Source organism: Photobacterium sp. DA100 (assembly GCF_029223585.1).
Classification (GTDB): Bacteria; Pseudomonadota; Gammaproteobacteria; order Enterobacterales; family Vibrionaceae; genus Photobacterium.
The window spans coordinates 3,746,320-3,765,538 of the sequence record NZ_CP119423.1 but is presented as its reverse complement, the minus strand read 5'-3'; the positions used below and the strand labels follow the sequence as shown (position 1 = coordinate 3,765,538).

The window sequence follows — 19,219 nt, the reverse complement described above, 5'->3', positions numbered from 1 at the left end:
GGGAAGAGACTACATTGGATTACTTTAATTATCAGCAAGATGGCCAGCTATGGGCCGAAGAAGTTCCACTGGCCGAATTGGCTGACCGTTTTGGTACACCGCTCTATGTGTATTCGCGTGCAACGCTGGAGCGTCACTGGCATGCCTTTGATCAGGCGGTGGCCGACCATCCCCACTTGATCTGCTATGCCGTCAAGGCCAACTCCAACATCGGTGTGCTCAATGTGCTGGCACGCTTGGGATCGGGCTTCGATATTGTCTCGGGCGGCGAGCTGGAGCGGGTGGTCGCCGCTGGCGGTGATCCGGCCAAGGTGGTGTTCTCCGGTGTCGGCAAGACGGCGGCAGAAATGAAACGGGCCCTGGAGCTGGGTATCAAGTGCTTCAATGTAGAATCCGAGCCTGAGCTGGAGCGCCTCAACCAAGTGGCGGGCGAGCTGGGCAAAGTGGCTCCGGTATCGCTGCGGATCAACCCGGATGTCGATGCCCAGACCCACCCGTACATTTCGACCGGCCTGCGCGACAACAAATTCGGGATTGCCTTTGACCGGGCGGCGGAAGTATACCGCTTGGCCCACGCCTTGCCGCACCTGGAAGTCACCGGTATGGATTGCCATATCGGTTCGCAGCTGACAGCGATTGCGCCGTTTATCGATGCTACCGACCGGCTGCTGGCACTGATTGACACCCTCAAGGCGGAAGGTATAGCCATCCACCACCTCGATGTCGGTGGCGGTCTGGGCGTGACCTACAGCGATGAGCGCCCGCCGCAGCCATCGGAATATGCCAAGGCGTTGATGGACCGCCTGACGGCGCACCGTGATTTGGAGCTGGTCTTCGAGCCGGGCCGTGCCATTGCTGCCAACGCCGGGGTGATGTTGACGCGGGTGGAATACCTCAAGCATACCGAACACAAGAACTTTGCCATTGTCGATGCGGCGATGAACGACATGATCCGCCCGACCCTCTACCAGGCGTGGCAGGATATCGTGCCGGTTGTGCCTCGCGACGGTGATAAGGTGACCTATGACTTGGTCGGCCCGATTTGCGAAACCGGTGACTTTATCGGTAAAGAGCGCCCATTGTGTCTGGAGACCGGTGACTTGCTGGCCGTCCGCTCAGCGGGGGCCTATGGTTTCGTGATGTCATCGAACTATAACACCCGTGTGCGTGCGGCGGAGATCATGGTTGATGGTACCCAGGCTCATGTGGTGCGCGAGCGTGAAGAGTTGGCGCAGCTGTGGCAGTCTGAGCATCTGCTGCCGGAATAATGAGAAGGAACAACATGCAGGTTAATTTTTCGAAAATGCATGGGCTGGGTAACGATTTCATGGTCGTCGACTGTGTGACCCAGAACGTGTTCTTCTCGCCGGATGCGATCCGGCGCCTGGCTGATCGCCACCGCGGGGTGGGGTTCGATCAGCTGCTGGTGGTGGAGCCGCCCTATGATCCGGAAACGGATTTCCACTACCGGATCTTCAATGCCGATGGCAGCGAGGTCGAACAGTGCGGCAACGGCGCGCGCTGCTTTGCCCGGTTTGTCTGGATGAAGGGGCTGACCAACAAGTACCACATTTCGGTCAGCACCAAGGCGGGCAAGATGGTGCTCAAGCTGGAAAACGACAACCAGGTCACGGTGAACATGGGCGTGCCTGAGTTCGACCCGGCCAAAATTCCTTTCCGTGCCAAGCAAAGCGAGAAAACCTATATTCTGCGGGCCGGCGACAAAACCGTGTTCTGCGGTGCCGTCAGTATGGGCAACCCGCACTGTGTCACCGTGGTGGACGATGTCGAGACGGCTGATGTCGAGACCCTGGGGCCGCTGCTGGAATCCCACGAGCGCTTTCCTGAGCGGGTCAATGCCGGCTTTATGCAGGTAATTAGCCGCAATGAGGTCAAGCTGCGGGTGTATGAGCGCGGTGCCGGTGAGACCCAGGCGTGTGGCAGTGGGGCCTGTGCCGCAGTGGCGATTGGTCGGGCGCAGGGGCTGCTGGAAGACAATGTGAAGGTGTCGCTGCCGGGTGGTGATTTGCAGATCCGCTGGCCCGGTGAAGGCAAACCTTTGTATATGACAGGTGCGGCAGCGCACGTGTTTGATGGACAAATTGTATTATGACCGATTTATCTCAGCTTGACGTGTCCACTCCCGAGGAGGGAGCCGTCTCGTTGAACGAGCAGGAGGTGGCGGACTTTTTGTTGGCCAATCCGGATTTCTTTGTTCGCCACCCGGAGCTGCTGAGCCGGATCCAGGTCCACCATGCCGATCGCGGGGTGGTGTCGTTGGTTGATATCCAGCTCGAACGCCTGCGCAGCAATGTCGGCGAGCTGGAAGAGAAAATCACCGGCTTGGTTGGCGCGGCCACCCAAAACAGCCAGCTGTTCCATACCTTTGCCAAGGCGCAACAGCAGCTGTTTCAGACCCACAATATCTACCAGGCACTGTGTGTGCTGGAAACTCTGGCCGAGGAGCTCTGCCTCGATGTCAGCCTGCGCTTGTTTGATAGCCTGGACGATAACCTGTTTCTCGAGCGCCGCAGCTTCGACAGTTTCAGCCGCTCTCGCTTGTCATCCCGGCCAGTATATCTGGGTCGCCTGCGCAAGCACGAAGCAGAGCTCTTGTTCGCCCAGCCGCCGCAGCTGGGATCTTTCCTGGTACTGCCGCTTGGCAATGACAGGCCGTTCGGGGTCTTGAGCTTTGCCAGCGTTGATGGCGGCCACTTCCAGCCGGAGATGGATACCTTGTTCGTCGAACAGTTGGCAATGGTACTGGCCAAGCTGATCCACCACTGGGAATATACCCGCGAGGTGATTGAATGAGCCTGCCTGTTGGCCTGGAAAAGCCGTTGCAGCGCTTCTACGAGTACTTGCGTAGCGAGCGGGAGCTTAGCCTCCATACCCAGCAAAATTACAAGCGCCAGCTGACGACGCTGGCCGAGCAGTTGGTGACTCTTGGTGTGGATAACTGGCAGGCGGTGGATGCCGGCTGGGTGCGCCAGCTCGCCTCCAAGGGGATGCGAGATGGCCTCAAGGCCAGCAGTCTGTCGATGCGCCTGTCTGCGCTGCGTAGCTTTTTCGACTATCTGGTTCAGCAAGGCGTGCTCAAGGCCAACCCGGCCAAGGGGGTATCGGCCCCGCGCAAGGCGAGGCCGTTGCCGAAGAACCTCGATGTCGATGAAATGGATCAGTTGCTCAGTGTCGATGAGGATGATCCGCTGGCTATTCGCGATCGGGCCATGATGGAGCTGATGTACGGCGCCGGCTTGCGTCTGTCGGAGCTGGTGAGCCTGAATGTCAAGGATGTCAGCCTGCGCAAAGGCGACTTGCGGGTGATCGGTAAGGGTGACAAAGAGCGGGTGGTACCGTTTGCCGGACTGGCCCGCGAGTGGGTTGGCCATTGGCTCAAGGTCCGTGGCCAGCTGGCAGCCGCCGGAGAGCCGGGGCTGTTTGTCTCCAAGCTGGGCCAGCGAATTTCCAACCGTAATGTCCAGAAACGGATGGCAGAGTGGGGGCAGAAGCAGGCGGTATCAAGCCATATCAACCCGCACAAGCTGCGCCATAGTTTTGCGACCCATATGCTCGAGTCTTCGGGGGATCTGCGGGCGGTTCAGGAATTGCTGGGCCATGCCAACCTCTCGACCACCCAGATCTATACCCACTTGGACTTCCAGCACCTGGCGCAGGTGTACGATGAAGCCCACCCCCGTGCCAAGCGCAACAAGCGCTGAGGGGCTACCAAGAGTAACCGCTGATGCAGTTTTACCGCCGTTTTTCCACGCCCAAGGCGCTGACGTTTGATCTTGACGATACCCTCTACGACAACCGGCCGGTGATCCGCCGCGCCGAGCAGGCGATGCATGACTGGCTGGCAACTCACCACCCGCGCACGCAAGGTGTCGGGACGGCGGATTGGCTGCAGCTTAAAATGCGTCTGGCTAAGGCCGATCCCATGCTGCGCCACGATGTAACTCTGTGGCGGCTGGAATTGCTCAAAATTGGCTTTATGCAGCTCGGCTACTCCTTGTCGGCCGCCGCGCAGGCGGCGAGCGAGGGTGTGGCGGTGGTACTTGAGGTCAGAAATCAAGTCGATGTCCCTGAAGAGACCCACCACGTGCTGGCCTTGCTCCAGCAGCAGCTGCCGCTGGTGGCGATCACCAATGGCAATGTTGATGCCGAAAAAATTGGGCTGGCACAGTATTTCGATGGGGTACTGATGGCGGGCCGTGATGGGTTGTCGAAGCCCGAGCCGGATTTGTTTGCCAGTGCGGCAAGCGGGCTCGGTCTGGCTCCGGGCGATATCCTCCATGTCGGTGATCACCTGGTGACCGATGTCGGCGGGGCCAAGCGAAATGGCTTCAAGGCCTGCTGGTTCAACGACCAGCAACGGGTGCTGAGCCAAGAGCCGCGCGCCAAGTGGCTGCCGGATGTGGAGATCAGCCGGCTTTCACAGTTGTTGCCATTGGTATCGGAGTGACAAGCAACGATTTCTGCTTATGTCATCGGGATGAGCAACCATCAGGTAATAAAAAGGGCTGCAGATCATGCAGCCCTTTTTTCAGAGGGTGAGGTATTACTGCAACAGGGATTGCTTGGGCTTGCTGCTGATCAGGTGGTCGATGGATATCATCCCGGCCCCCCAGAATAGGTTGACCAGCATCATCATGCCCCACAGTTGGTGGTCGAAGAAGCCCTTCTCCCACAGCAGCGGGTAGGATGCCACGGCAATGGTATTGAACACGAACAGTGCCAGTGCCACCGGCCGGGTCAACAAGCCCAGCGCCAGGAAGACTGGCAGGATCAGCTCGGCAGCCGTGCCCGCGTAGGCGGCGATTTGCCAAGGCAGCAGCGGGACCTGGTATTCATATTCGAATAGGTAGAGGGTACTGTCCCAGCTGTTGTATTTCACCATGCCGGACTTGAAGAACACCCAGGCCACCCAAAGCCGGGTGAACAGCAGGAATAACGGGAGCAGTGGCTCGGTGATCCGTTGGGCCGTGATGTCGATTTGTTTGACAAAATTCAGCATGCGCACTCTCCCTCGGGCAAGCCATGGATACGGCTGAAAAGTTGCTGTTGGATAAGCTCGCCGAGTATCGCCACCATCGCATCGTCGGCCTCGGCGAGCGGCTGCCCCTGCTGGCACAGCCGCAGCAGGGCGGTGGCTGGCGGGGTAGTTGCCAATACCAGCATGCCTTGCGGGCGGTGTTGGATAATGGCTGATTCCGGCTGGCTCAGGTCAATCTGCTCAATCTGGTTATGGGTGATCATCTGCCACAGGCTCGCCACCGGGTGCTGGGCGTCGAAACTGTAGACGGGCTCGGCAACGTCCAGTACCAATTGACCTAGGTTGTCCTCGGTGATGAGTGCCAGCTGCTCGAACGGAAAGTGACTGCTGACCGGCACATGCTGGCTGGCGCGATCAACCAGCCATTCAAGACGGGCCAGATCCGCTAAATACGGTACGGCCTCTACCAGTGCCGGTTGGCTACTGATGGTGTCGCACAACCCGTCACCGTAGTCGGTGACATTGCCTTCGCCAAGCGGATGGGCGAGGACATGCTGGCGGGCAAGCTGGGCAAAGCATTCGTCTCCCACCACGGCCTGACAGCATGGGTAGGTCGCTTCCAGCACTTCCGACAAACTGATGATGAAGTTATTGCGGTAGATCTGTATCAGTTGCTCTGGGGAAAACTGGCTGGTGGCAATGGCTTGGCTAGCTGCGCTCGGCCTGTAATGCAGTGCCTCGGCAAAGTCCTGCTGAAGTTGATGTAAACGGTTAGGCTGCTGAGATCCCATTGCCGGCCTCCTTGGCAATAATCTGTTGCGCTTGTTCTGCCTCCCCAAGCAGTACGTCGAGAGCGGGAATATCGAGATCCCACTCAATCAGAGTGGGTACCCCGCCAAGCTTACTGAAGTGCTGGCGCACCCACTGGCGGTAGAGTTGCCACACCGGCTCGCTGACGGGCTTGCTGTGGGTGTCTATCCAGATCTCCCCTTGTTCGAATTGCTTGACCGTAAAACCGGCCAAGTGAATTTCCTTGACGGTGCGCGGGTCGACGGCATCGAGGTAGGTTTGGCAGTCAAAATCATGGTTGAAGCTGCTGACATAGATGTTGTTGAGATCAAGCAGCAAACCACAGCCGGTCCGTTGCTGGACAGCCCGCAGGAACTCCCATTCCGGAATAGTCGAATGATTGAAGCTCAGGTAGCTGGACGGGTTTTCGACCAGCATCTGGCGACCGAGGGCATCCTGTACCTGTTCGACTTTGCAGCAGAAATGGGCCAGCGCTTCTTCGGTATAGGGCAGTGGTAGCAGGTCGTTGAAATACCGCCCATCGACGGAGCTCCAGCTCAGGTGATCGGAGACAGCAATCGGGTTGATGTCGTTGACCAGCTGTTTGAGTTGGGACAGGTGCTGCCTGTCCAGTTCGTCGGCGGAGCCGAGTGACATCCCGATCCCGTGGCAGCTGATGGGATAGTGGTCGGCGATAGCCCGGAGCTGCTGGCGGGCGGGTGAGTTGACTGTGAAGTAATTCTCGCTGTGGATTTCCAGCCAGCCGATATCCGGCCGTTCAGAAAGAATTTGATGGATGTGGGGGGAGCGAAGCCCCACCCCTACCATCTTGCCAGGAGACAGGCCGCCCAATTACTTGGCCTCTTTTGAGCTACCGACCAAGCGATCACAAAGGCCTTTAGGCACCATCACGAAAGCATCTTTCTGGCCATCGGTTTTTGATGTGCCGGCACAGGAGCTGGTTTTGGTTGCACAGTCATTCTTGCCTGCTTTTACCACGCCGTAGCATTTTTCCTTTTCCTCGGCGGCAACTGCGGTTGTCGTCGTCATGGCGGTACCGGCTAGGGCAATCAGGCCTGTTACTGCTGTTGCGAGTGCAATGTTGGTGGTCTTCTTCATGTTGATTCCTCTTAAATACGCTGACTGTTATAGGAAAATGCAACGTTTCCTTTTGGATGAACTGGCACTTCTCGGTGCTCTCGGTAGATAAGAAAGGGTGAATCGGGAATATCTTTCACGCCTTTTTGTGTTTTTTAACTTTCTGTTAACGCGGCGTAATTTCAAGCATAGAACAAAACATTTTGGCAAGCGCTTGAGATGGCGAAATTATTTCCCTCACAGGGGGGGCGAGATAGGGCTGAAGGGGAGGGTTCTCGCATCACGGGGGGCTTTGTGGTTATAATTACCACCATTGTATAAATAACCAGTAGAGAGCGATGGACGTTTCACTTCTGTTAGATGGCCTGAATGACAAACAACGCGAGGCGGTGGCAGCACCGTTGGGTAACCACCTGGTTTTGGCCGGTGCCGGGAGTGGTAAGACCCGGGTCTTGGTCCATCGCATTGCTTGGTTGATGACGATAGAGCAGGCTTCGCCGTACTCCATTATGTCGGTCACCTTCACCAACAAGGCGGCCGCCGAGATGCGTGGCCGGATCAATGAGCTGATGCATGGCTCGTCGGCCGGGATGTGGAATGGCACCTTTCACGGCCTGTGCCACCGCATGTTGCGTGCCCACTACCTTGATGCCGGCCTGCCGGAGGATTTCAATATCCTCGATTCCGAAGATCAGATGCGCCTGCTGCGCCGTTTGATCAAGGCCCAGAACCTGGACGAGAAACAGTGGCCGGCGCGCCAGGCGGCGTGGTATATCAACGCCAAGAAAGATGAGGGGCTGCGCCCGCAGCACATTGATTCGTTCAATGATCCGGTCGAGCAGACCTGGTTGCGCCTTTACAGCGCCTACCAGGAAGCCTGTGACCGTGCCGGCCTGGTCGATTTTGCCGAGCTGTTGCTGCGCTCGTTTGAATTGCTGCAGCGCAGCAAGCATATCCGCGAGCATTACCAGGCTCGCTTCAAGCATATCCTGGTGGACGAGTTCCAGGATACCAACAACATCCAGTTTGCTTGGCTGCGCCTGATGGCCGGCCCGGACTGTAACGTCATGATCGTAGGCGATGACGATCAGTCGATCTATGGCTGGCGTGGTGCCAAGGTGGAAAACATCCAGCGTTTCTTGAATGACTTCAAGGGAGCCAGCTCGATTTTCCTGGAGCAGAACTACCGCTCGACTGGCAATATTCTTAAAGCAGCCAATGGCCTGATCGCCAACAACAACGAGCGGATGGGCAAGAACCTGTGGACCGAAGGAGCCGAAGGTGAGCTGATCTCAATTTACTCGGCCTTCAACGAGCTGGACGAGGCCCGTTTCGTGGTCGGTAAAATCCGAGAGCTGCGCGATCAGGGCGGCGCACTGAGCGAGGCAGCCCTGTTATACCGTAGCAATGCCCAGTCGCGGGTGTTGGAAGAAGCCCTGATCCAGGCGGGGATGCCGTACCGCATATACGGCGGTATGCGCTTCTTCGAGCGCCAGGAAATCAAGGATGCCCTGTCCTACCTGCGCCTGATTGCCAATCGTAACGATGATGCCTCGTTCGAGCGGGTGGTCAACACCCCGACCCGGGGCCTGGGTGATCGTACCCTGGAAACCATCCGCATGGCGGCCCGTGACCGCGGTGCGACAATGTGGCAGGCCAGTATTGCCCTGCTGGAAGAGCAAGTGCTGGCTGGCCGTGCGGCTAACTCGCTGCGCCGCTTTATCGAGCTGATCAATGCATTGGAAGACGATACCCGCGAGCTGCCGCTGTACCAGCAGACCGACGAGGTGATCCGCAACTCCGGTTTGCGGGCGATGTACGAGCAGGAAAAAGGCGAAAAGGCGCAGGCAAGGATTGAGAACCTTGAGGAATTGGTAACCGCTACCCGCCAGTTCGAGATCCCTGAAGAAGCCGAGGAAATGAGCCCGCTGTCGGCGTTCTTGTCCCATGCGGCGTTGGAAGCGGGTGAAGGTCAGGCTGACGATTTCGAAGATGCGGTTCAGCTGATGACCATGCACAGCGCCAAGGGGCTAGAGTTCCCGGTGGTGTTCATGGTGGGTGTTGAAGAGGGCATGTTCCCGAGCTCGCGTACGACTGAGGAGGTGGGCCGCCTGGAGGAGGAGCGCCGCCTGTGTTATGTGGGCATGACCCGAGCGATGCAGAAGCTTTATATCTCCTATGCGGAAATGCGCCGTCTCTATGGTAAGGATAACTTCCACAAGCCGTCGCGCTTTATTCGCGAGATCCCGGAAGAGTTTATCGAAGAGGTGCGAATGAAGGCCAAGGTCTCCCGCCCAGCCAGCAGCGGCCGCTTTAGCCAGAGCCAGGTCAACGAGAACTTCAACCAGACCGGTTATAGCCTCGGCCAGCGGGTCCAGCACCCGAAATTTGGCGAGGGGACTATCATCAACTTCGAAGGGAGCGGTGCCCAGAGCCGGGTGCAGGTTGCCTTCAATGGCGAGGGGATCAAATGGCTGGTCACCCAGTACGCTAAGCTGCAGCCGATGTAATCGGTCGCAGCAGAGCGGTGTAGCCGGTAAACAAACCGTGGCAGCAGCCACGGTTTTTTTATGCCGCTGATTATTGCGCGATGACTTTGCCTTCGCGGCGCGGATCGGCGGCACCGAGCAGGGACTTGTTGCCGATCTGGATGGCTTGAACGCCGGAGTTGAGCTCCTTGATCTGTACCTTGAAGCCGAGGGTTTCCAGTTTCGGGGCCCATTGCTCTGCGCCGGTGCCAGCTTCGAGCTCGAACGGGCCGAAGCGGTTGTTCATGTTCGGCAGGTTGATAGCCTGCTGCAGCTCCATGCCCCAGTCGAGATGGGCCACCAGGGTTTTGGCGACATAGCCGATGATCTGGCTGCCGCCCGGTGAGCCGATGGCCAAGTAGGGTTTGCCATTTTGCATCACGATAGTCGGTGCCATTGACGAGCGCGGCCGCTTGCCCGGCTCGACCCGGTTGGCGATCGGTTTGCCGTCGTGATGGCTGCGGAAGGAAAAGTCGGTCAGCTCGTTGTTGAGCAGGAAGCCGCGTACCATCACCCGAGAGCCAAAGCCGTTCTCGATGGTGGTGGTCATCGAAATCACGTTGCGGCCTTTATCGACAATCGAGAAATGGCTGGTCGAGGGTAGCTCGAGCGACTCGTCCCGGGCGTAGCGCAGGGCGTGATCCCATGGCGGGTTGCCTGCCTCAGCCTTGGTCAGGGCCTTTTCGCTGTTGAGCATGGAGGCCCGTTGCTGCAGGTAGTCACCGGCCAGCAATCCTTTGGTCGGCATCGGTACATAGTCGCTATCGGCCATGTAGCGCCCGCGGTCGGCGAAGGCGAGGCGCGAGGCATCGCCGAGCAGGCGCCAACTGGTGAGACTATCCGGCCCCAATTCGCCAAGCGGGTAGTGGCTGAGCATGCCCATGATCTGGCCCAGCGTCAGGGCGCCGGAGCTCGGCGGTCCCATGCCGCAGACCTCATACTGGTGGTAAGGGGCGCAGACGGCAGGGCGTTCCTTGACCTGGTAGGTGGCGAGATCCATGGTGCTGAGCACGCCCGGGTTACCGGGGGCGGAGCGCACCGCCTTGACGATATCCTTGGCGATATCGCCGGTGTAGAAGGCGCTGGCACCGCGCTCGGCAATTTGCCGCAGGGTATCGGCATATTCCGGGTTTTTCAGGGTTTGCCCGGCCTGAACAGGCGTGCCATCGTCATTGAAGAAATAGGCCTTGGTGGTGTCGAAACGCTGCAAGTGGGCTCTGTCCTTTTCCACCAGGGCGGCGAGTCTTGGGCTGACGGTGAAGCCCTCTTTGGCCAGCGTGATAGCCGGGTCGAATAGCCTCTTCCAGTCCAGCTTGCCGTGGCGCTGGTGGGTGTACCACATCAGTCTGACGGTCCCCGGGGTACCGACCGAGCGGCCGCCGACCACGGCATCAAAGAATGTCAGCGGCTGGCCTTTGTCGTCCTGGAACAGCAGGGGAGTGACCGCAAACGGCGCGGTTTCGCGGCCATCGAAGGTGGTCAGTTTTTTTTTCTTTTGATCCCAGTAGACCATGAATGCGCCGCCGCCAATGCCGGAGGATTGCGGTTCGGTCAATCCCAGTACCAACTGGGTGGCAACCATGGCATCAATGGCGTTGCCGCCTTGGCGCAGGATTTCAGCGCCGGCTTCACTGGCATACGGGTTGGCAGAGGCAACCATCCAGTCATTGCCGGTCACGGCTTGTTGCTCGGTCAGTCCCGTTGCGGCTTCCGGGGCAAGCTGATCAGCACTTTGCTGGCTGTTCTTGGCAAGGCTGGAGACAGGCAGGGTCAGCAGGCAGGCTGACAATAAGGCAACCTGTGGGCGGTAGTTCCATTCCATGGTCAATATACTCCTTACTTAGGCTGTCGATAGCCTAAGTAAGGACCGGGGGCGATGTCTAACCGTTGGTTGTTTTTTGTGCTGCGGGTCAACCTGTGCGGGAGATAGTGCCTGTCATTAAGGTGTGATGATACTGATCCAAATTAGGCTGCCGATCACGGTGAACAAGGCACCGCAAGTTGCATCAATCCAAGGTGTCCAGCGTTGCAACTTTTGCTGCAGGCGAGCACCGGTCAGTAGCCAGGCCAGCAGGGCGAACCACAGGAAAGAGGTGATCCACAGCAGGCCGATAGCCGTGGCCTTGCCGCCGAGGGACATACTGGCAGGCACCAGGGTCGATAGCAGGCTGACAAAAAACACGAGCGCTTTAGGATTGAGGATATTGGTGGTAAACCCTTTGGCCAGAGCTTGCTTACGGTTGGCAAGTACTCGCTGAGGCGGCTTGGCCGGCTGGCCGGTGTCGGCCAGGTAGCGCTGCTGCCAGTGTTGCCATATGCCTTTGAGGGCGCCGATCCCCAGCCACAGCAGGTAACTGCCGCCAGCAGCTTGCAGTAGGGCAAACAGCATCGGGTGTTGCTGGATCAGCAGGCTGGCCCCGGTCAGGCTGAGAATGGAATGAAGCAGGATCCCCAGTGACAGGCCAAGGGCGATCATGATGCCGGTTTGGCGGCCGTAGCGTCCGGCATTTTGTACCACCAGGGCGAAGTCAGGCCCCGGGCTCATCAAGGCGACGATATGAACGGTGACGAGGGTGGCAAGGGTGGTTACTTCGTTGATCATAGTGTGTACAGCATCCTTCAAACATCAGGGCACAATGCCCAACAAGGTGTAGCATGCCTCAGCCGCTGAGCGGATGCTTGTAAAAAAGTGACAATTAATCCCAAGACTGCTTATTTGATTTGCGAGGGGGCGACGCCGAAGGTTTGCTTGAAGGCATGGGTGAAGTGGGCCTGGTCGTAAAAACCGACGTGGTATGCCACCTCGGTACTGGTATAACCCGCTTTCAGCAGCGCCATCGCATGCTCCAGCCGTAGCCGGGCCAGCCAGGCATAGGGGGTCATACCGGTGGCTTTCTTGAATTGGCGCAGTAGTTGTGACGGGCTCAGATCGCACAGGCCGGCCAGCTGCTCGAGGCTGATTTTTTGATCCAGATGGGCCATCACATAGTCGCGCAGCTGGTGGAGATCTTTGCCTCCCAGTGCCGCGACGCTGGTTTCGCGGACCTGGCCGTAACGGGTCAGCAAGTAGGAAAAGGACTCGATCGGCAAGCTATCTTTGGCAAGCTGCGAAGCCATCGGGTTGTCCAGTTGCAGGTGTAACTGGGTCAGCTGCCGGAACAGCGCGTGATCGGCGATCTTGTTTTGTGGGAAGCGGTAATGGCCCTGGCCTGAGACTTCCTCGGCTTGCTGGCTGAGCCAGCCGGGGGTGATGCTGAAGACCTTGACTTGGTATCCCGTTTGCTCTTTGGGTTGCCCGTCGTGGATTTCGTCTGGCGGCATGATCACCAGTTGCCCCGCACCGGCGATGTGCTTGCTGCCGTTGTAGAAATACTGCTGCTGGCCTTGGGTGATCAGCCCCAAATGATAATCCAGGTGGTAGTGGCGCTTGAACGCAAAACTCTGGTAATGGGCATCAATCAGGTTGATGTCGTCAATGGGGCTCTTGCGATGGCTGATCTTATTCATGACTCGCTCCCCCTTTGCGGTTCAGTGCTAGATAGTGGTGATAAATGACTGGAGACAGTCACGGCTGCTATGAGTACACCATAGCCAGAGCGGTGACGCTTGTAAAAAATCAACGGGGCTGTTGGTCATCAACCCGCAGCCCCACTTTTTTCGCTGCCAACCTAGCTGACGGCGGCTTGCCTTTTATTGCTGCGGTGGTTGCGCAGGCCTTCGAAGCTGAAAATGATCAGTGCCGCCCAGATAAAGGCAAAGGTATAGCCCTTGTCGGCCGTAAAGCTTTCGCCGTAAATAGTGATCGCCAACAGGAACATCAGGCTCGGGCCGATGTACTGGAAAAAGCCCAGGGTTGAGAGCTTGAGTTTGGTCGCGGCACCGGTAAAACACAGCAGTGGCAGGGTGGTGACAATGCCTGCTGCCATCAGCAGCAAGTTGGTATTCATCGGGTTGGCTGACCAGTCCGAGGTCGGGCTGTTGGCAAACAAAAAGACATAACCGAGCGCCAGAGGTAGCAACAGGCTGGTTTCCATGAACAGTCCGGTCGCGGCATCGAGGTTGACCTTCTTGCGCAGCAGGCCGTAGAGGCCGAAGCTGGCGGCCAGCGCGAGGGCAATCCATGGCAATGAGCCGAACTGGATCAGCTGGACCGCAACACCGGTGGCTGCCAGTGCCACCGCAACCCATTGCAGCGGGCGCAGGCGCTCCCCGAGAAACATCATTCCGAGCAGGACATTGAGCAGTGGGTTGATGTAATAGCCCAGGCTAGCATCCAGCATGTAGTTGTTGTTGACCGCCCAGATGAAAATCAGCCAGTTGCCTCCGACCAGCAGCGAGGTCGCCAGCAGTAGTATCAAGACTTTCGGCCGACCCAATACGGCACGGACTTGCCCCCAGCCCTTGCTGAGTATCAGCAACAAGGCAAGAAAGCCAAACGACCAGATCACCCGGTGGCTGAGAATTTCCATCGCACCGACATGCTGGAGGGATTTGAAATAGATAGGGGCGATCCCCCACATGGTGTAGGCCGATAGGGCGAGTATGACGCCACGCTGGGTCTGGGTATTTTGCGCTTCCATGGTTACCTGAAAAGTTGGTGCCGAGCAGGCTGGGGAGAAATAAATATTCAGTTGTCTATGCAAGGGCAGTATAAATCGTGATCGATCTCAATACTATTGCCTTTTTCCTCTACAGCCATGGTGCGAAGGCGGGCTAATGTATCGGGCTGGGGAGTGACTCCCATCGGCGATTTGAATGGTATAGAATAGCCAGCCTTGTCCATATTCAGGTGCCCCGCTTTGGGCCACCAGTGCCAATGAGAACGTTATGCCAGCAAGCCAGCCGAGCCAGACCGATAGCCCAATGACCTGTGACCAGGTACTGCAGGAGGTCTTTGGCTATCAGGAATTCCGGGAGGGCCAGCAGCCTGTTATCGAGGCGGCGGTATCCGGCCAGGATTGTCTGGTGATCATGCCGACCGGCGGCGGTAAGTCGCTGTGCTACCAGATCCCGGCTTTGCTGCGAGACGGCCTGAGCTTAGTGGTGTCCCCATTGATTTCCTTGATGAAAGATCAAGTTGACCAGCTTAAGGCCAACGGGGTGGCCGCGGCCTGTATTAACTCCACCATGTCGTGGGAAGCGATGCAGGAGACTTTTCAGGCGATGGCTCAAGATCAGTTGAAGCTGGTCTATGTTTCTCCTGAGCGTTTGCTCAGCCGCGACTTTTCCGAACGTCTGGCTTGTTTGCCGCTCAGCATGATTGCGGTGGATGAAGCGCACTGCATTTCGCAGTGGGGCCATGACTTCAGGCCGGAATATGCGGCCATCGGCAGTTTGCGCCAGGCCTTCCCTGATGTCCCGGTGATTGCCCTGACAGCGACCGCGGATGACACCACGCGCCAGGATATCGTTGCCCGTTTGGCACTTCAGGAGCAGCATACCTATCTCGGCAGCTTCGACCGGCCGAATATCCGCTACACCCTGCAGGAAAAATACAAGCCGATGGCCCAGCTGACTCGCTACCTGTCCGGGATGCGCGGCCAGTGTGGGATTGTCTACTGCAACAGCCGCAAGCGGGTGGAGCAAATCAGCGAAAAGCTCAACGAGAGCGGGATCCGTGCGGCGGCCTACCACGCCGGGCTGGAGCATGACGAGCGGGCATGGGTACAGGAAGCGTTCCAGCGTGATGATGTGCAGATCGTGGTGGCGACCGTGGCCTTTGGTATGGGGATCAACAAGCCCAACGTGCGCTTTGTGGTCCATTATGATATTCCGCGCAATATCGAGTCCTACTATCAGGAAACCGGGCGGGCTGGACGGGACGGTCTGCCCGCCGAGGCCATCCTGTTCTACGACCCATCCGATTTGGCCTGGTTGCGCCGCTGCCTGGATGAAAAGGAAGAGGGTCCGCAGAAGCTGGTGGAGAGCCACAAGCTCAATGCCATGGGGGCATTTGCCGAGGCTCAGACCTGCCGCCGCCAGGTACTGCTCAACTATTTTGGTGAAGCGCGGGAAGAGCCCTGCGGCAACTGCGATGTCTGCCTCGACCCACCCAAGCACTTCGATGCCCTTGAGGTGGCGCAGAAGGCGCTGTCCTGCGTGTACCGGGTCAACCAGAGCTTTGGTATTACCCATGTGGTGGAAGTGCTGCGCGGTATGCAGAACCAGCGTATCCGCGAGCATGGCCACGATAAGCTGAGCACCTATGGGATCGGCCGCGAACACAGCCACGAGTTTTGGGTCAGCATCTTGCGCCAGCTTATCCACCGCGGCTTCTTGACCCAGAATATCGTCCGCAGCTCGATACTGCAGCTGACCGCCAAGGCGCGGGATGTCCTGCGTGGCGAGGTGCCACTCGAGCTGGCGGTTCCAAGGCTGGATATTGCGGCCCGCAGTGCCAAGAGCGATAAGCTGGCCAATCGTCAGTACGACAAGAAGCTGTTTGCCAAGCTGCGCAAACTGCGCAAGGCCATTGCTGACGAAGAGGATTTACCACCTTATGTGGTCTTCAATGATGCCAGTCTGATGGAGATGGCTGAGCGCCTGCCGACCTCAGCGGGCGAACTGCTGGCGGTCAACGGGGTGGGGCATCGTAAGCTGGAGAAATACGGCAATGCTTTCCTGGGGTTGATCGAAGATCACCTGACGGCGGGAGAAGACGTCGGATTTGGGATCGGGTAGGCAAATCGGCGAGATAAAAAAATACCGGACAATCCGCGTCCGGTACAAAATGCGTTTTAGATACAGACAGGGGCTTGGCCCCGGCATGCACTGTTCGCTACAAAACAGCTTGCGTATTTGGTGAGAATGTTAAATTCACCGGTTGCCGATAGGGTCTCCCCCGCCGGCAACCACTTCATAAAACCACGAACCTCGCCCCTTGGCTAGAGGCTGGTTATTGGTTGATACTCACAGAAACAATTGGTTACAGGAAAATTTCTGCAGCCTCCCATTACTGAAAGGAATACAGTGCCATGACAGGAATCCCGCTCTATGGGTGCCGCCATATGGATCATGCCGCTAGGCTGCTTGAGATCGACGGGCCCGATTTCGACTATGATAATTTCGCAATCGTTGCTGAGACGTTGTTGCAGCAGCTTGGAATGACGGTGGTGGAAAAGGAGGCCAACGCCGACTTGCATGTATGGCTGGTGGATTTTGAAGGCTGCCGGATGTTGCTAAAGGGCGAGCACTACAGTGGCCAGATGTGGCTGGAAGGGCTCGACAGTGAAGCGGAAGAAACAATGCGTTTTCTCGCCGGGCTACTCGGAAAAGGCTGAGGCGCCAGGCAAAGCGTTGGCGCGCTGTATTTCCTAGCCACAATATATGGCTTGGGTATATAATCGCCGGCTTCGGTTGCTACCGGCAGTGTGAGAGCTGGCGGTGGTGTTTTGGGTTCCCTCTCCCCCAATGACAAAAAGGTCTGACAATGACGACTTCTCAATTTTCGCCTGCGCAGCAGCGTAAGGCCCTTTCTTTCTTGGTGGTTTTCCACCTGCTGATCATCGCATCGAGCAACTACCTGGTTCAGCTTCCTTTTACCGTGATGGGTTTCCATACGACATGGGGCGCCTTTACCTTCCCGTTTATCTTTTTGGCGACTGACTTGACGGTGCGCATCTTCGGGGCGGCCATGGCTAGGCAGATCATCTTGCGGGTCATGTTGCCGGCGCTGCTGATTTCCTATGTCCTGTCGGTGCTCTTCTATCAGGGCGAGTATCAGGGGATCGGCCACCTCGGTGAGTTCAACCTGTTCGTCGCGCGGATCGCGATTGCCAGCTTCATGGCTTACTTGCTGGGCCAGATCATGGATGTGTCGGTGTTTAACCGCTTGCGCCAGACCAAGCAGTGGTGGGTGGCCCCGAGCTGCTCGACCTTGTTTGGGAATGCCCTCGATACCCTGGCCTTCTTCTCGATTGCGTTCTACAACAGCCCGGATCCGTTTATGGCGGCGAACTGGGTTGAGATCGCGCTGGTGGACTACGGCTTTAAACTGCTGATCAGCCTTGGCCTGTTTGTCCCGATGTATGGTGTGCTGCTCAACTACCTGATCCGTAAACTGACGACCCTGCCAGCCGTGCAGCCGGACAGTGAACGCCAAGCGCCCAATACTCAGAGGGCCTAGCTTTCCCTTCATCGGGTTTCGCACCATAATAAGCTCAGTCTAAGGCCAGCATTGCTGGCCTTATTAATTTCAAGCTAATTGATATGCCAGACCGCTATCCAGCTTGGTATACAGGAGGAAGTATGCATATCCGTGAGGCCAGTATTGAAGAAGCGGCCACAGTGTTGGCCGCCATTACTGAGTTTGCCCGCCCTGCATCAGAGGAAGACATCAAGGAAAGACTCCGTGGCCACCGAGTCCTGATTTTGGTGGCCGAGATTAATGACGAAATGGTCGGGGTAAAAATCGGCTATCAGCTGTCGGAAGACTGCTTTTACAGCTGGCTGGGCGGTGTGGCGCCGGCAGGCCGCCGTGGTGGGGTGGCTCAGGCCCTGCTCGAAGCGCAGGAAGAGTGGGTGGTAGCACAAGGCTACCAGCAGCTGAGGGTGAAATCCCGTAACCGTTTCCCCGCCATGCTGCGTTTGCTATTGAGAAATGGCTACCAGGTTGAGCATCTGGAGAAGAAAGAGGGAATAGAAGATTATCGTCTGCATTTCGTCAAACAACTAAATGACAATAACTCTCAATAAAATGCTTGCATCTCAAATGAGAATGGTTATTATTAACCTGCACTCAGCAAGAACAGCCCAGAACGGCGACGGTTCTTGCCTGAAGGCACGACATTGCTCACATTGCTTCCAGTGTACTTTAGCTAGGGTGGGTTTTTAGTGTAGGGCTAGAATCCTTTTCCCCCTTGTGCTGAGCGGCAACTACTTCCGGGTATTGATTACGGAAAGTAGTGCCGCTTTTTCTTTGCCTATGGCTTGGTGGCGGTGGTAAACCGGCTCAGGCAATCTTGACTAACTCTTTGACCAGTTTGTTGATCCCCTCAGCGGCTTCGGAAATACTGCCGGCCAGCATATAGGCAGGGGTTGTCAGCAAGCGGCGTTTTTGATCCAGTACGTAGTCGCTGACCGGGCACTTGATGTGTTCACCGCCCATTTGGTTGAAGGCCTTGGCGGTATCCGGATCGGTCCCAATCGTCCCTTTGGCTCCAGGGCCATAGATCAGCGGGATCATGGCTGGGGCGATGCACAGGTAACCGGCGGGCTTTTCTTCTTCGGCAAACTGCTGGCATACCCGTTTGACTTCGGGGTGGACGGCACATTCGGGCCCCTTGAAGGCAAAGGTCGACAGGTTTTTGGCCGCCCCGAAGCCGCCGGGGATCAGCAGGGCATCATAGTGGCTCGGATCCAGAGTCGCCAGATCGGCAACTTGGCCGCGGGCGATCCGGGCAGCTTCGATCAAAACATTCCGTGACTCTGCCATTTCTTCGCCGGTTAGGTGGTTAATCACATGGTGCTGATCCATATTCGGAGCAAAGCAATGCCAGCTGGCTCCTTCCTGCTCAATCGCCAGCAGGGAAAGGACGGCTTCGTGGATTTCTGTACCGTCAAACACTCCCGACCCGCTCAAAATAACCGCGATTTTCTTCATAATGGCTCCCTTTATCATCAGATTTGTCTACTTTTACTCTCAGTTCATCTTATTTCAGTACGAGCTGTTAACTTTTTCCACAATTAATGATCATTGTAGGATCGTGGATCAATTGAGCAATATTAAATTAAGTCTTTGTTATGTATGGTGTTTTTTGCTGTGTTTTTTGCTGTTTTAAACATTGATTAAAGCTTTAAAATGAAC

General features: G+C 57.1%; 19 protein-coding genes. 10 read left to right on the top strand and 9 right to left on the bottom strand.

What is annotated here, in order from left to right; genetic code table 11:
* The first annotated feature begins 14 nt into the window (after positions 1-14).
* The 5 genes from lysA to yigB are packed head-to-tail and all read left to right on the top strand — an operon-like array spanning position 15 to position 4,468.
* Positions 15-1,268, top strand: coding sequence for a diaminopimelate decarboxylase (lysA, locus tag PTW35_RS17185; protein ID WP_281025964.1), 1,254 nt, complete (start codon positions 15-17; stop codon positions 1,266-1,268).
* Between the two features lie 14 nt (positions 1,269-1,282).
* Positions 1,283-2,113: a diaminopimelate epimerase gene (dapF, locus tag PTW35_RS17180; RefSeq protein ID WP_281025963.1), complete on the top strand. Its 831-nt coding sequence runs from the start codon at positions 1,283-1,285 to the stop codon at positions 2,111-2,113.
* Positions 2,110-2,814 carry a DUF484 family protein gene (locus tag PTW35_RS17175; RefSeq protein ID WP_281025962.1) on the top strand — a complete coding sequence of 235 codons (705 nt, stop codon included), beginning with the start codon at positions 2,110-2,112 and terminating at the stop codon, positions 2,812-2,814. The genes dapF and PTW35_RS17175 overlap by 4 nt, the downstream gene beginning before the upstream one ends.
* Positions 2,811-3,722, top strand: a complete 912-nt coding sequence (gene xerC / locus PTW35_RS17170) for a tyrosine recombinase XerC (RefSeq protein ID WP_281025961.1) — start codon at positions 2,811-2,813, stop codon at positions 3,720-3,722. Before PTW35_RS17175 ends, xerC begins: the two co-directional genes overlap by 4 nt.
* Positions 3,723-3,745: 23 nt before the next feature.
* Positions 3,746-4,468, top strand: a complete 723-nt coding sequence (gene yigB / locus PTW35_RS17165; RefSeq protein WP_281025960.1) for a 5-amino-6-(5-phospho-D-ribitylamino)uracil phosphatase YigB — start codon at positions 3,746-3,748, stop codon at positions 4,466-4,468.
* A 96-nt stretch (positions 4,469-4,564) separates the two neighbouring features.
* On the opposite strand, the gene PTW35_RS17160 is transcribed toward yigB, so the two are convergent.
* Genes PTW35_RS17160 through PTW35_RS17145 form a run of 4 tightly spaced genes read right to left on the bottom strand, consistent with a single transcriptional unit; the run spans position 4,565 to position 6,907 of the window.
* Positions 4,565-5,020, bottom strand: coding sequence for a DoxX family protein (locus tag PTW35_RS17160; RefSeq protein ID WP_281025959.1), 456 nt, complete (start codon positions 5,018-5,020; stop codon positions 4,565-4,567).
* Positions 5,014-5,790, bottom strand: a complete 777-nt coding sequence (locus PTW35_RS17155) for a DNA-binding domain-containing protein (RefSeq protein WP_281025958.1) — start codon at positions 5,788-5,790, stop codon at positions 5,014-5,016. Before PTW35_RS17155 ends, PTW35_RS17160 begins: the two co-directional genes overlap by 7 nt.
* Positions 5,771-6,616, bottom strand: a complete 846-nt coding sequence (locus PTW35_RS17150) for a DUF692 domain-containing protein (RefSeq protein WP_281027551.1) — start codon at positions 6,614-6,616, stop codon at positions 5,771-5,773. The genes PTW35_RS17155 and PTW35_RS17150 overlap by 20 nt, the downstream gene beginning before the upstream one ends.
* A 24-nt stretch (positions 6,617-6,640) precedes the next feature.
* Positions 6,641-6,907 (bottom strand): DUF2282 domain-containing protein, encoded by a 267-nt coding sequence (locus PTW35_RS17145; RefSeq protein ID WP_281025957.1) that lies wholly within the window; start codon positions 6,905-6,907, stop codon positions 6,641-6,643.
* 317 nt (positions 6,908-7,224) lie between these two features.
* Between PTW35_RS17145 and uvrD the strand changes: the two genes are divergently transcribed.
* Positions 7,225-9,396 (top strand): DNA helicase II, encoded by a 2,172-nt coding sequence (uvrD, locus tag PTW35_RS17140; protein WP_281025956.1) that lies wholly within the window; start codon positions 7,225-7,227, stop codon positions 9,394-9,396.
* Positions 9,397-9,466: 70 nt separating this feature from the next.
* On the opposite strand, the gene ggt is transcribed toward uvrD, so the two are convergent.
* From ggt to rarD, 4 genes are all read right to left on the bottom strand, one after another.
* On the bottom strand, positions 9,467-11,236 hold the full coding sequence (gene ggt / locus PTW35_RS17135) for a gamma-glutamyltransferase (protein ID WP_281025955.1): 1,770 nt from the start codon (positions 11,234-11,236) through the stop codon (positions 9,467-9,469).
* Between the two features lie 117 nt (positions 11,237-11,353).
* Complete coding sequence (locus PTW35_RS17130; protein WP_281027550.1) at positions 11,354-12,013, bottom strand: LysE family translocator; 660 nt, start codon at positions 12,011-12,013, stop codon at positions 11,354-11,356.
* Positions 12,014-12,126: 113 nt separating this feature from the next.
* Positions 12,127-12,921: an AraC family transcriptional regulator gene (locus PTW35_RS17125; protein ID WP_281025954.1), complete on the bottom strand. Its 795-nt coding sequence runs from the start codon at positions 12,919-12,921 to the stop codon at positions 12,127-12,129.
* A gap of 161 nt (positions 12,922-13,082) precedes the next feature.
* Positions 13,083-13,994: an EamA family transporter RarD gene (rarD, locus tag PTW35_RS17120; RefSeq protein ID WP_281025953.1), complete on the bottom strand. Its 912-nt coding sequence runs from the start codon at positions 13,992-13,994 to the stop codon at positions 13,083-13,085.
* 247 nt (positions 13,995-14,241) lie between these two features.
* On the opposite strand from rarD, the gene recQ reads away from it, so the two are divergent.
* From recQ to PTW35_RS17100, 4 genes are all read left to right on the top strand, one after another.
* A complete protein-coding gene (gene recQ, locus PTW35_RS17115) occupies positions 14,242-16,095 on the top strand; it encodes an ATP-dependent DNA helicase RecQ (protein WP_281025952.1) in 1,854 nt (617 codons plus the stop codon).
* 293 nt (positions 16,096-16,388) lie between these two features.
* The gene (locus PTW35_RS17110) at positions 16,389-16,694 is read left to right on the top strand and encodes a DUF3630 family protein (protein WP_281025951.1); all 306 of its coding nucleotides are present in this window, start codon (positions 16,389-16,391) and stop codon (positions 16,692-16,694) included.
* Positions 16,695-16,843: 149 nt separating this feature from the next.
* On the top strand, positions 16,844-17,539 hold the full coding sequence (locus PTW35_RS17105) for a 7-cyano-7-deazaguanine/7-aminomethyl-7-deazaguanine transporter (RefSeq protein WP_044622142.1): 696 nt from the start codon (positions 16,844-16,846) through the stop codon (positions 17,537-17,539).
* 122 nt (positions 17,540-17,661) lie between these two features.
* On the top strand, positions 17,662-18,108 hold the full coding sequence (locus PTW35_RS17100; RefSeq protein WP_044622141.1) for a GNAT family N-acetyltransferase: 447 nt from the start codon (positions 17,662-17,664) through the stop codon (positions 18,106-18,108).
* 256 nt (positions 18,109-18,364) lie between these two features.
* On the opposite strand, the gene elbB is transcribed toward PTW35_RS17100, so the two are convergent.
* Entirely contained in the window at positions 18,365-19,015 is a 651-nt protein-coding gene (gene elbB, locus PTW35_RS17095; protein ID WP_281025950.1) for an isoprenoid biosynthesis glyoxalase ElbB, read from the bottom strand.
* Between the last annotated feature and the right edge of the window lie 204 nt (positions 19,016-19,219).